Annotated in this window: 10 protein-coding genes; 2 read left to right on the forward strand and 8 right to left on the reverse strand. The window is 70.8% G+C overall.

The window, feature by feature from the left end; all coding sequences use genetic code 11:
* Positions 1-36: 36 nt before the first annotated feature.
* Positions 37-2,649 (forward strand): DUF3962 domain-containing protein, encoded by a 2,613-nt coding sequence (locus AB0O82_RS06910; RefSeq protein ID WP_363580929.1) that lies wholly within the window; start codon positions 37-39, stop codon positions 2,647-2,649.
* A 98-nt stretch (positions 2,650-2,747) separates the two neighbouring features.
* Here the strand turns inward: AB0O82_RS06910 and glnA are convergent, their stop codons facing one another.
* Positions 2,748-4,160, reverse strand: a complete 1,413-nt coding sequence (glnA, locus tag AB0O82_RS06915; protein WP_063347323.1) for a type I glutamate--ammonia ligase — start codon at positions 4,158-4,160, stop codon at positions 2,748-2,750.
* A gap of 263 nt (positions 4,161-4,423) precedes the next feature.
* On the opposite strand from glnA, the gene AB0O82_RS06920 reads away from it, so the two are divergent.
* A complete protein-coding gene (locus AB0O82_RS06920; protein WP_350885262.1) occupies positions 4,424-4,891 on the forward strand; it encodes an RDD family protein in 468 nt (155 codons plus the stop codon).
* 125 nt (positions 4,892-5,016) lie between these two features.
* Here AB0O82_RS06920 and AB0O82_RS06925 read toward each other — a convergent pair whose 3' ends face one another.
* The 7 genes from AB0O82_RS06925 to AB0O82_RS06955 form a co-directional block, all read right to left on the reverse strand.
* Complete coding sequence (locus AB0O82_RS06925; RefSeq protein ID WP_063347321.1) at positions 5,017-5,706, reverse strand: DUF4191 domain-containing protein; 690 nt, start codon at positions 5,704-5,706, stop codon at positions 5,017-5,019.
* Positions 5,707-5,926: 220 nt separating this feature from the next.
* A complete protein-coding gene (locus AB0O82_RS06930; RefSeq protein WP_363580931.1) occupies positions 5,927-6,106 on the reverse strand; it encodes a hypothetical protein in 180 nt (59 codons plus the stop codon).
* A gap of 224 nt (positions 6,107-6,330) precedes the next feature.
* Positions 6,331-7,284 carry a lipoyl synthase gene (lipA, locus tag AB0O82_RS06935; RefSeq protein WP_063347320.1) on the reverse strand — a complete coding sequence of 318 codons (954 nt, stop codon included), beginning with the start codon at positions 7,282-7,284 and terminating at the stop codon, positions 6,331-6,333.
* Positions 7,285-7,470: 186 nt separating this feature from the next.
* Complete coding sequence (gene lipB, locus AB0O82_RS06940) at positions 7,471-8,268, reverse strand: lipoyl(octanoyl) transferase LipB (RefSeq protein WP_363580933.1); 798 nt, start codon at positions 8,266-8,268, stop codon at positions 7,471-7,473.
* Positions 8,269-8,437: 169 nt separating this feature from the next.
* Positions 8,438-10,345, reverse strand: coding sequence for a GAF domain-containing protein (locus tag AB0O82_RS06945; protein ID WP_363580935.1), 1,908 nt, complete (start codon positions 10,343-10,345; stop codon positions 8,438-8,440).
* 59 nt (positions 10,346-10,404) lie between these two features.
* Positions 10,405-11,772 (reverse strand): MFS transporter, encoded by a 1,368-nt coding sequence (locus tag AB0O82_RS06950; RefSeq protein WP_363580937.1) that lies wholly within the window; start codon positions 11,770-11,772, stop codon positions 10,405-10,407.
* Positions 11,773-11,957: 185 nt separating this feature from the next.
* Entirely contained in the window at positions 11,958-12,719 is a 762-nt protein-coding gene (locus tag AB0O82_RS06955) for a 3-hydroxybutyrate dehydrogenase (RefSeq protein WP_363580939.1), read from the reverse strand.
* Positions 12,720-12,948: the final 229 nt, after the last annotated feature.

Below are 12,948 nucleotides of genomic sequence, written 5' to 3' on the forward strand. Positions count from 1 at the left end.
CGTCGAGTCCGTGTCCTTTCACCGAGGAGCACTGCCATGTATCACGCCATTCGTGCCGTGGCTTACGAGCCGAACCCTGAACACGGAGCCTGGCAGGAAGACCTGCACGTCCTGCAGCTCGGATGCGGCCTGCAAAAGGAGTTGATGGATCGTCAGAAACGTTCGCGCGGCGGTGGCCAGTCGCACCTCCCCGTAGCCCGGCTCCACTCGCTGCTGCGGGCCTGGGCGCCGGGGGTACTGGCCACTGGGCGCAACGCCGGAGCCGACGGCCGACTGCCTTGGCTCTACGCGCGCGAGCCCGTTCCGCGGCAGGTCCTCGCGCCGCTGATCGGCACCTGGGCCGCCGCCCTTTCCAGCAGCGATGACGAAGCGGTCGACCTGGAACGGGAGTTGCAGACAGGGTGTGAAGCTACGGCGCTATCCCTGCCTGAGTGGGAGACCGAACGGGTTGACCTTACAGAGACGGTCGTGTCCCCCGGCGGTACGGCGGAACCTCTGTCCAGGCTCTACCGCCTGCTCCCCGAGGCGGTTGCCTTCCGCTTGGCCGGCACGCCTTTTCGTACTGGTGGCGGCAGCCTCCGCTTCCGTGTCGTCAGTTCCGGAATCGGCGGGGTCGATCTGGTCTCCTGGCCGCCGCTGCGGTACGAACACCGGAAGCAGACCTGGTACTACTCGGCCCACCTGACCGTCACCGTCCATACGGTGCCGTTCGCCCAGCGGTTCCGGGTCCACGTGACCACCGGGGTGCGTCGCTGGGCCACCCGGCTGGACATCCCCCGGTGGAAGCTGGGCGGAGCGACCGTACTGCTGGATACCCCACTGCCGTGGCCGGAAGGGCCGGACCAAGGCTACCGGCTGATGGTCAACACCCTGGGGTACGACTGGAGGTCCAAGGAAATCGCCTGGAAGCGGCGCAGCCCCGCCCTGCTCCTGTCCGATCTCGACATCACCCGCCGGTTTCCGGAGCCGGAGGAGCTGTTCACCTCCCCCGAGAAGTGGCTCAACGGACGCCAGGACGTTGCTGCCGGAATCGTCTACCACCCGGTGCTCGGGCTGCACGAGGTAGGGGCCGGCCTGATGCCACGGGAGCGGGCTGGACTGGACGCGTGGATCGAGCAGGGGCTGAGCCCCGTCCTGCGCCGAGTAGCGGACCTGAGCCGGGTCACCCGGCGGAACACCCCTTCCCTGCTGCCCCGCTCCGCAAAGAAGGGCGAGCCGGGCAGCAGGGAAGCACAGCAGGCTCTGGCACGCCGTACCGCGTTGGGCCGTGCTCTCGACGGCCGACCGCTGGACGTGGAGATCCTCTGGCAGTCACCGCAGACCCGGGACGCCCTCCTTGCGGCACTTCCGAAGGTCATCGGTCTTGTGCCGGGGAGCCGGACCGACGGGGGCGGCGCGACCAGCTGGACGGCCGACGGCGTCCGGATCGTGGTCCGGACCAGGCCGGCCGGAGAGCTGGCGAGCGCCCTGCGGCTTTCCACCGACCGCAAGCGCCGCCCGGCCGTTCGCCTGGCCGAGGCCATCACTGAGCGCTGCGCCCTGGTGGCGGAAGCGGATGACCGGACGCGTGACGGCGTCAGTCTGGTGATCGCAGAGATCGCCGGGAAGGAGCACTTCGCCTCGGTGCCCGGTTCCGACCCCAAACATGCGCTGCGCCTCGCCTGCGGGCGACAGGGGAGGCTCACCCAGTTCATCAACCTGCCCGATCCCGGGACGGCGGCCCTGGAACACCGGGCCAACTGGGCTTGGCTGGACGCCTTCCGGCAGCTCGGTGCGATCAGCCCGCCGGCCCACCGGGCGGGTGACGGTATCCCAGGGGACCTGCAGTACGCCGCGCTCTGGCTGGTGCGCTGCACAAAGGACGGGCCCACCCGGAGCCCAGCCCGCCGCCTGGTTGCGGTGCGGGTCCGTTCCGACGGAGACCCGGGGACGGTCGAGGGTTGGGACACGGGACGGGCCGAGTGGGTGCCCTACCCCAGCATGCTGCTGTCTCTCGTAGAGGCCGGCGGCACGGTCCCCACGGACCTGGAGCGCGAGATTCGCACCGTGCTCTTCCAACTCCGTGACCGGCCGACCTTGTTGCTGGTCAACTCGGGAAACCTCCGGCAGTGCTGGCCGAGGCTGCGCAACGGCGCGCTGACCCGCGACATGCTCGCCTTCGGCACCGGTCCGGATCAGCGACTCACGGCCTACGGCAACGACCTGCGGATGGTCCTGGTCCGGGACGAGAACGGCCGGGGCGAAGTACCCGAGTGGTACGCCCATGACGAGCTGGCCAAGATCGGCTTCTCCGAAGGCGTCTGGGCCCTGTCGGACGGTCCCCACAACCGCATCTTCGCCAGTACGACCAGCACCCCACCCACCGCGGCAAGGCCGAAGGGGCTGATGAAGCTCGCCCCGACTCCGGGAAGCCGGACCGCGCCCGGGAAGACGGCCTGGAACCCCAGGCTTCTTGAGGTTACGGTTCTCGGCTGCTGTTCCTCTGAACGCTCGGCAGACCATCCCGTCGACTGGGCCACCCTGACCCACCAACTCCGCTACCACGACGACTACCCGCCCCTGGCGTACCCCCTCCCGCTACACCTCGCGCAACTGGCGAAGGAGTACGTCCTCCCGCTCGCCCCTGCGGAGGGATCGGCCGAGGGGTGAACGAGTGCCAGCCATCAGGCGTTTCCGTAGGTCAGCGCATGGCTGACCTACGGAAACGCGATTATGAATTGGCGTGTTTCCGCAGGTCAGAGCACCTTCTACAGGTCGTAGTACAGCTCGAACTCGTGCGGGTGGGGGCGGAGGGCGATGGGGGCGATCTCGTTGGTGCGCTTGAAGTCGATCCAGGTCTCGATCAGGTCCGGGGTGAAGACGTTGCCGGCGAGCAGGTACTCGTGGTCGGCTTCCAGGGCGTCGAGGACGGCCGGGAGGGAGGCGGGTACCTGCGGGACGTTGGCGTGCTCCTCGGGGGCCAGCTCGTAGAGGTCCTTGTCGACGGGCTCCAGCGGCTCGATCTTGTTGCGGATGCCGTCGAGGCCGGCCATCAGCATGGCGGCGAAGGCCAGGTACGGGTTGGAGGAGGGGTCGGGCGCGCGGAACTCGATGCGCTTGGCCTTGGCGTTGGAGCCGGTGATCGGGATGCGGATCGCGGCCGAGCGGTTGCGCTGGGAGTAGACGAGGTTGACCGGCGCCTCGAAGCCCGGGACCAGGCGGTGGTAGGAGTTCACCGACGGGTTGGTGAAGGCCAGCAGCGAGGGGGCGTGCCGGAGCAGGCCGCCGATGTAGTAGCGGGCGGTGTCGGAGAGGCCGGCGTAGCCCTGCTCGTCGTAGAAGAGCGGCGAGCCCTCGGTCCACAGCGACTGGTGGACGTGCATGCCCGAGCCGTTGTCGCCGAAGATCGGCTTGGGCATGAAGGTGGCCGTCTTGCCGTTGCGCCAGGCGACGTTCTTGATGATGTACTTGAACAGCATCAGGTCGTCGGCGGCGTGCAGCAGGGTGTTGAACTTGTAGTTGATCTCGGCCTGGCCGGCCGTGCCGACCTCGTGGTGCTGGCGCTCGACCTCGAGGCCGGACTTGGCCAGTTCGAGCGACATCTCGGCCCGCAGGTCGGCGAAGTGGTCCACCGGCGGGGTGGGGAAGTAGCCGCCCTTGTACTTGACCTTGTAGCCGCGGACGTCGCCCTCGGCGGCGCCGGAGTTCCAGGCGCCGGCCTCCGAGTCGATGTGGTAGAAGGACGCGTTGGCGCTGGTCTCGAAGCGGACCGAGTCGAAGACGTAGAACTCGGCCTCGGGCCCGAAGAACGCGGTGTCGGCGATGCCGGAGGAGGCGAGGTAGGCCTCGGCCTTCTTGGCGACGTTGCGCGGGTCGCGGCTGTAGGCCTCGCCGGTGACCGGGTCCTGGATGAAGAAGTTGATGTTGAGGTGCTTCTCGACCCGGAAGGGGTCGAGCCGAGCCGTGGCGAGGTCCGGGACCAGGGCCATGTCGGACTCGTGGATGGCCTGGAAGCCGCGGATCGACGAGCCGTCGAACATCAGGATCTCGGACGGGTCGAAGGTCGCCGCAGGTACGGAGAAGTGCTGCATGACGCCAGGCAGATCGCAGAAGCGGACATCGACGAACTTCACGTCGTTGTCCTGAATGAACTGCTTCACTTCGGCGGCGTTGTTGAACATCCATCCTCCTCGGCGTGCGAATGTGGCTCACCCTAGGAACGGGCCGTTTCTGGCCGGTGACCCGGTCGTTTCATAAATGTTAACCACGCCCGCCGATCGGGTGGCAAAGATGTACGGGACGGGGCAAAACGTACCGCCGTCAGGCTCGGCTCTCCACAAGTGGTCTGGACCACTTGGAAAGCTCCGGCGGCACGATTCACCCGCCCGTGGCGTTCGGGGGAGCCGGTGGCGGTCCGGACGGGTCGCCCGGTTAGTGTGGATTCGTGGACACCAGAGAAGCGTTGGGATCGTGGATCGACGGCCCGAAGGCGGCCGCCGAGAAGATGGGGGCCGACTTCGGCTTCCGCGGCGAGCGCCTCGGCCTGCCCAAGGAGGGCCCCGGCTCGATCGCGGGCCCCGGCCGCCGGATCGGCGCCCTGTTCGTGGACGGTTGGCTGGTCGCGCTGATCGCCTACGGGCTGATCGGCAAGGGCAGCCCGGCCGAGGCGAACCTGTGGACCAGCCCGCTCTACTTCCTGGTCGCGGCGGTGCTGCTCGCCACCACCGGGACGACCGTCGGCAAGCGGCTGTTCGGCCTCCGGGTGATCCGCCTGGACGGCGGCCGCGCGACCATCCCGCAGGTGCTGCTGCGCACCTTGCTGCTCTGCCTGGTGGTGCCGCCGCTGGTCTGGGACCGTGACACCCGCGGCCTGCACGACAAGGCGGTCGGCACCGTCGAGGTCCGGATCTAGTCGGGATCTGTCGAGGCCCTGACCCAGTCCGGATCCAGGGCCGGACGACCTTGCCGCACAACACTGAACGGCCCCGCTGCGGGATCTCCGCGGCGGGGCCGTTCAGTGTTGTGGTCGGGGGAGCGTCAGCGGGCCTGGCCGCCCTTGGGCATCCGGGCACCCTTGGGCATCGGGCCCTTGGGGATCGGCGCCTTGGAGAGCAGGTCGCCCAGGGCGCGCAGACGGTCGTTGGTCTCGGTGACCTGGGACGCGGTGATGGCGCGGGGCAGTCGCATCAGGTGGATCTGCAGCTTCTTGAGCGGGATCTCGCCCTCGCCGGTACCCACCACGATGTCGTGCACCGGCACGTCGCCGACGACCCGGGCCATCTTCTTCTTCTCGGAGGCCAGCAGCTGGCGCACCCGGTTCGGGTTGCCTTCGCCGATCAGCGCGATTCCGGCCCGGCCCACCGCGCGGTAGACCGCGTCCTGGTTGCGGGTGACCGCGACCGGGGTGGAGTTGGAGCTCCAGCCGCGTCGGATGTTGTTCAGCACCGCCGCAACGGCGCCCGGCTGCCCTTCCATCTGTCCGAACGCCGCGCGTTCGGCCCGGCGCCCGAAGACGATCGCCATGGCCAGGAAGGCCACGATGAAGCCCAGGATGCCCAGGTAGATCGGGTGGTCGATTGCGAAGCCGATGGCGAGGAACACGCCGAAGGTCAGCAGGCCGACGCCGGCGATGATCAGGCCGATCTTGGTGTCGACCTTCTTGGTCATGGTGTACGCCAGGCGGATCTGCTTCAGTCGCCCGGGGTTCTCGGATGTTTCCCTCGCCATAACGCTCATGGTACGTGGCACGGGTACGGGATAACCAAGCCCGGGTACCCGTTCGCCTCGATCCGTGACTCGTGTGCCCTGTGTCGTCGCACACAGCGACCGTCTGCCACGGCGAACGGCCCCCGGCGCGGTCGCGTCGAGAACGTCGCCGTCGAGAACGTCGCCGTCGAGAACGTCGCCGTCGAGAACCGTGGAGAACTGTAGAGAACCGTCGGGGACGTCACCGTCGTGGCGGTGACGTCGTCGCCGCCCGCGCGTCGTGGCGGCGGTCCGCCGCGTACTGGCGGTTCTCGCAGACCGCCGCCCAGGCGTTGCGCCGGGCCTGCTGCTGGCCACCCGCCAGCAGGACGCTCTCGGCGAGCCGCAGCGCGACCCCCACCGACCGGATGCGCATCCGCATGCCGAACAGCTCCCCTCGTGGCTGAGAAGAATCGAACGATCGCAACGAGTCCATCGTCACCATCCCGTGTTACCAGGCGGTGACCAGGCAGTCAAAGCGCGGTGAAAACCAAAAGGGCGGAGCCGAGGCTCCGCCCTTCGTCCGCATGCGGGTGGCTCAAAAGCACCGGATCAGCAGGATCGGCGGGCTCAGCCGACCCCGCTGCCCCAACCGGCCCAGTCGGATCAGACCGCGGCCTGCGCGCGCCGCTCCAGCGCCTGCCGGTACAGTCGCCCGGCCCGGTAGGAGGAGCGCACCAGCGGGCCCGACATGACCCCGGCGAAGCCCAGCTCCTCGGCCTCCTGCTGGAGCTCGACGAACTCGTGCGGCTTGACCCAGCGCTCCACCGGGTGGTGGCGCAGCGAGGGGCGCAGGTACTGGGTGATGGTGATCAGCTCGCAGCCGGCGCCGACGAGGTCGGCCAGCGCCTGGCTGACCTCCTCGCGGGTCTCGCCCATGCCGAGGATCAGGTTGGACTTGGTGACCAGCCCGGCCGCGCGGGCCTGGGTGATGACGTCGAGCGAGCGCTCGTAGCGGAAGGCCGGGCGGATCCGCTTGAAGATCCGCGGCACCGTCTCGACGTTGTGCGCGAGCACCTCGGGGCGGGAGGAGAAGACCTCGGCCAGCTGCTCGGGCACCGCGTTGAAGTCGGGGATCAGCAGCTCGACGCCGGTGCGGCCGCTCTCGCGGTCGGCGGTCAGCGCGTGCACCTGGCGCACGGTCTCGGCGTACAGCCAGGCGCCGCCGTCCGGCAGGTCGTCGCGGGCGACGCCGGTGATGGTGGCGTAGTTGAGGTCCATCGTGACGATGGACTCGGCGACCCGGCGCGGCTCGTCCCGGTCGAACTCGGCGGGCTTGCCGGTGTCGATCTGGCAGAAGTCGCAGCGGCGGGTGCACTGGTCGCCGCCGATGAGGAAGGTCGCCTCGCGGTCCTCCCAGCACTCGAAGATGTTGGGGCAGCCGGCTTCCTGGCAGACGGTGTGCAGCCCCTCCTTCTTCACCAGCGACTGGAGGGCGTTGTACTCCGGCCCCATCTTCGCGCGGGTCTTGATCCACTCGGGCTTCCGCTCGATGGGGGTCTCGCTGTTGCGGACCTCCAGGCGGAGCAGCTTCCTGCCGTCGGGCGCGACAGCGGACACGTGCGACTCCTAGAACTAGACGGGGTACCCCCAGGGTACGCCTGTGGTTGTAAGGCCTTTGCGCGGCCTGTTGCCCCGCAATCGCAGGGCAACAGAGCTACTGGCCGGTAGATTCCCGGGGGAGAACCCGGAACAGGACACGGGGAAGAATCCGGAGCAGGACCCGGGTGAGGGCCCGGGCCCGGGTCAGCGGGTGAGCGCGGGTTCGGGCAGCTCCGCGAACACGTCCGCCAGGTGCCGCTCGACCATCGGCAGCGCCTCGCCGACGGTGAAGTCGCGCCCCAGCTCACCGGCGAGCGAGGCGACGCCGGCGTCCCGGATGCCGCACGGCACGATCCGGTCGAACCAGGTCATGTCGGGGTCGCAGTTGAGCGCGAAGCCGTGCATGGTGACCCCGCGGGCGACCCGGACGCCGATCGCGGCGAGCTTGCGGTCGTCGCCGCGCTGGCCGGCGTTGGACGGCGCGTACTCGGGGCCGGCCAGCCGCGGGTCGATGCCCAGCGGCAGGCCCATCCGCAGGGTCAGCTTGCCGATGTCCACCACCTGCGCCGGGTCCACCACGGCGTCCGGGATGGACTCGCCCAGCACCCAGACGCCGCTGCGGCCCTCGACCCGGGTGGTTCCGACGCCGAACCCGGCGCAGGCGCGGATCAGCGCCTCCTCCAGCCGGCGGACGTAGGCGACCACGTCGATCGGGTCGGGCAGCTTGACGATGGGGTAGCCGACCAGCTGGCCGGGGCCGTGCCAGGTGATCTCTCCGCCCCGGTTGACCTCGACCACCGGGGTGCCGTCCAGCGGCAGGTCGGCGGGGTTGGTGCGCTTGCCCATCGTGTAGACGGGCTGGTGCTCCAGCAGCAGCACGGTGTCGGGGATCTCGTCCGCGACTCGCAGCGCGTGCAGGCGCTGCTGCTCCTCCCAGGCCTCCTGGTAGGCGATGGCGCCCTCGCCTGTCCCCATTCGAACGAAACGCACGTTCTCGCTCACCGCTGCCGCTCCTTGCCAGGCGTTCGAGACCAACCTCGCCACTGTACGCCCACGCCCGTACGGACGGTTCAGCCGCCCGTACGGGACGTTCGGGCGCCCGCACGGGTCGCGCCCGCAAGGGCCGATCAGCCCTCCGCAAGGAGGTCGATCAGCCCTCCGCGAGGACCGCTCAGCCCTCCGCGAGCAGTTGCAGCCGCAGCGCCAGCTGGAGTTCGAGCGAGCGCTCGGGGTGGTTCCAGTCCGGGCCGAGCAGCGCCTCGACCCGGTCCAGCCGTTGGACGACGGTGTTCACGTGGACGTGCAGTTCGTCCTTGGCGCGGGTGAGGCTGCCGCCGCAGTCGAAGTAGGCGCGCAGGGTGCGGACCAGCTCGGTGCCGCGCCGGGCGTCGTAGGCGAGCAGCGGGCCGAGCGCCGAGCCGACGAAGCCGTCCACGTCGTGCCCGTCGCCGAGCAGCACCCCGAGGAAGCCCAGCGCGCGGGCCGAGGCGCCCTCCCCGGCGCGGCCGAGCACCCGCAGCGCCCGGACGCAGCGCAGGCCCTCGGCGTACGAGGCGGCCAGCGCGGGCGGGCCGGCGGCCGGACGGCCGGCGCCGACGGTGACCGGGAACCCGGCCAGCCGGGCCAGCCGCTCGGCGGCCTGCCGCGCGGCCTCCTCCGGGTCGCCGGCCTCCGGCACCAGCAGCACCACCGCCTCGCCGTGCTCGGCGCTGACGCCCCGGGAGCCGAACAGGTACCGCCGGGCGGCGCCGGCCAGCCGGCCGCGGTCGGGGACGGGGGGCCCGGCGGGTTCGGCCGGTTCGGCGACCAGGACCAGGTGCGGGCGGGCGAGGTCGACGCCGAGCCGGCGGCCGCGCGCGGTGAGCCCGGCCGGATCGCGGTCGGGGGCGGTCAGCAGGTCGGTGAGCAGCTCGCCGCGGACCCTGTTCTCGGTCTCGGCCACCGAGCGGCGCAGCAGCAGGAGCAGCGCGGTCACCACGCTGGCCCGTTCGAACAGCCGCCGGTCCGCGTCGTCGAGGCCGGGGCGTCCGCGCAGCACCAGGGTGCCGAGGGCGTCGTGCCCGGCCAGCACCGCGCACACCCACAGCTCGCCGTGCCGGACGGACCGCCCCTCGGCCCGGGACGCGGCGACCGCCTCCGCCAGCTCGCCGGCGGGTGCGGACCGCCCGGCCAGCGGCTCGCCCTCGGCGTCGAGGACCGCTATCTCGCCGCCCAGCAGGGCCGCGACGGCGGCGGCGACGTCCGGAACCTCGGCGCCGCGCAGCACCAGGTCGGTGAGCCGGTCGTGGGCCTGCTCGGCGCGCTGGACGGCGGCCGAGTGGGCGCGGACCAGTTCGTTGGCGCTGTTCAGTTCGGCGAGCGCGGCCCGGGTGTCGGCCAGCGACTTGGCGGTGTCCAGGGCGATCGCGGCGTGCGCGGCCAGTGTGCACAGCAGCGCCACCTCGTCGGGGGAGAAGGCGCGGGGCGAGCGGTCGGCGGCGAACAGTACCCCGATGACCTCGCCGCCGAGCAGCAGCGGCACCCCGATGATCGCCACCAGGCCCTCGTCGAGCACGCCCGCGTCGATCGTGCCGGTGTGGTGGAACCGTTCGTCGGTGCGGTAGTCGGGGGTGGCGTACGGGCGGGCGGTCTGCGCGACCAGGCCGCCCAGGCCGTGGCCGAGACTGAGCCGCAGGGTCTGGAACAGGACGGAGACCGAGCCGTCGGTGACCCGCATGTAGGTGTCGCCCGCGGCCTCGTCCGGCAGGGTCAGGTACGCGGTGTCGGTGCCGAGCAGCATCCGGGCGCGGCGGACGATCGCCTGGAGCACGGTGTCCAGCTCCCGGGAGGCCGCGAGGTCCCCGGCGGTGTCGAACAGTGCGGTCAACTCCGCCTCCCGGCGCCGGTGTTGACGCAGCGTGCGGTGCACCCGCAGGGCCTGCCAGGTGGCGTCGTCGATCTCGGCGAGGACGGCGGCCGGCGCCCCGCGGCGGCGGGCGTCGGCCAGCACGTCGGCGAAGTCCTCGGTGGCGGCACCGGAGGCGAGCAGGTCGAGCAGCCGCCGCAGCGCGGGCGCGGCGCTTTCGTGAGGGTGGTTCATGGTGCGTGCCGCCAATCGGCGTCGGGTCCGGCGGAAGCGCGATCGTAGCGGCTCCGCCGTCAGGCGGTGGCGGGCTTGGCCGCCACGGCGGCGGCCTCCGCCTCCACCGCCGCCTCGACGTCCGCCAGGTCGCTGCCCCTGGTCTCCCGCCCGCACAGCACCGCCAGCACGGTGATCGCCGCCGCGATCGCCACGTACACCGAGATCGGGGTGGCGTTGCCGTAGTCCTTGAGCAGCGCGGTCGCGATCAGCGGCGCGGGCGCGCCGGCGGCCACCGAGGCGAACTGGGCCCCGATCGAGGCGCCCGAGTAGCGCATCCGGGTGGCGAACAGCTCGGAGAAGAACGCCGCCTGCGGTGCGTACATCGCGCTGTGGAAGACCAGCCCGACCGTCACCGCGACCACCAGCTGTCCGAACGACCTGGTGTCCACCAGCCCGAAGAAGACGAACGCCCAGACGCCCACCCCGACCGCGCCCACCAGGTACACCGGCTTGCGTCCGACCCGGTCGGACAGTGCTCCGAACAGCGGGATCAGCGCGAACTGGATCGCGGAGCCGATCAGTACGGCGTTCAGCGCGGTCTGCTTGGAGAAGTGCGCGTGGGTGACGGCGTACGTCAGCACAAAGGTGGTCATCACGTAGTACGAGATGTTCTCCGCCATCCGCGCGCCCATCGCCACCAGCACCTCCCGCCAGTGGTTGCGCAACACCGCCACCAGCGGAGGCTGTTCGGCGGTCCTCCGCTGCTGCTGGGCCGCCAGCGCCTGCTTGAACAGCGGCGACTCGTCCACCGCCAGCCGGATCCACAGCCCGACCCCGACCAGCACCGCCGACAGCAGGAACGGCACCCGCCACCCCCACGACAGGAACGCGTCCTCCGACAGCACCGCCGTCAGCAGCGACAGCACCCCCGCCGCCAGCAGGTTCCCGGCCGGCGCCCCGCCCTGCGGCCACGACGCCCAGAACCCGCGCCGCCGCTGGTCCCCGTGCTCCGACACCAGCAGCACCGCCCCGCCCCACTCCCCGCCGAGCGCGAAGCCCTGCACCAGGCGCAGCACCGTCAACAGCACCGGCGCCGCCGCCCCGATGGAGCTGTAGGTGGGCAGCACCCCGATCAGCGTGGTCGACCCGCCCATCAGCAGCAGGCTGAGGACGAGCAGCTTCTTCCGCCCGACCCGGTCCCCGAAGTGCCCGAACACCAGCGCCCCGATCGGTCGCGCGGCGAACCCGATCGCGTAGGTGAGGAAGGACAGCAGCGTCCCCGTCAGCGGATCGGTGTTCGGGAAGAACAGCTTGTTGAACACCAGCGCGGCCGCTGTTCCGTACAAGAAGTAGTCGTACCACTCGATGGTGGTCCCGATGAGACTGGCGGCCACGACCCGAGGGAGTGAGCGGGTGGCTGCCGTGGCTGGTGCGGAGGCGTTCATGGTCACCACTTCCGGGCCGGGGGGGAGGATGTCGCCCCAGGGACGTCGCCCCGAGGAGTGTCGTCCCGAGGGGCGCCGCCCCAAGGGACGTCGCCACAAGGTAGGGAGGCGCGTTCCCCGGGACTATGTGGGCCACCCACATAGTCCCGGGGGTCGGCCTGGGGAGGACGGCCAGGTGCCGCCGCTCAGTGCGCCGTCCAGCCGCCGTCGACGGGGAGGCTGGCGCCGGTGATGTAGGAGGCGGGCGGGGAGCAGAGCCAGAGGGCGAGTTGGGCGATCTCCTCGGGCTCGATGAGGCGCTTGACGGCCGTGCGTTCGAGCATGATCTGCTCGACGACCTCGTCCTCGCGGATGCCGTGGGCGAGCGCCTGGCTCGCGATCTGCTTCTCCACCAGGGGAGTTCGGACGTAGCCCGGGTTGATGCAGTTGCTGGTGACGCCGTAGGGGGCACCCTCCAGGGCGACGGTCTTGCTGAGGCCCTCCAACGCGTGCTTGGCGGTGACGTAGGCGGACTTGAAGGCGCTGGCCCGCAGGCCGTGGACGGAGGAGATGTTGACCACCCGGCCCCACTCCTGCTCGTACATGTGCGGGAGAGTGCGGCGCAGGATGCGGAACGGCGCCTCGACCATGACGCGTTGGATGAGGGTGAAGCGGTCGGGCGGGAACTCGTGGACGGGCGCGACGTGTTGGAGGCCGGCGTTGTTGACCACGATGTCGGCGTCGGCCGGCAGGGCCTCCACGGCCTCCGGGTCGGCGAGGTCCGCGACGACGGCGCGACCGCCGATCCGCTCGGCGAGCTCCCGGGCCGGTCCGGCCGCGAGGTCGACGACGTAGACCCGGGCGCCGGCCTCGGCGAAGGCCTCGGCGCAGGCCCGGCCGATGCCCGAGGCGGCCCCGGTGACCAGGGCCGTCCGGCCGTCGAGCGGGCGGGCTGTAGTGGTGTCCATGGCCGAGAACGCTAGGAAATCCGGGGGCCCGGCTCCCATGTGGTGGTCCACCACAGCAGCCCGGTGGGCTGTGGTGTTCACCGCCATGACAGCCGATCGACGGTTCGACCGCGGAAGGCCAAACCCGCGCCGACCGCGCTTCCCCACAATGGGCGCGGTTGCTTCACCCGTTCGGAGGATTGCTCGGTCAGATCCACCCATAGCGCCCGAATGCTCGCTACATTCACGC

The sequence above is a fragment of the Kitasatospora sp. NPDC088264 genome, from assembly GCF_040685715.1.
GTDB lineage: Bacteria > Actinomycetota > Actinomycetes > Streptomycetales > Streptomycetaceae > Kitasatospora.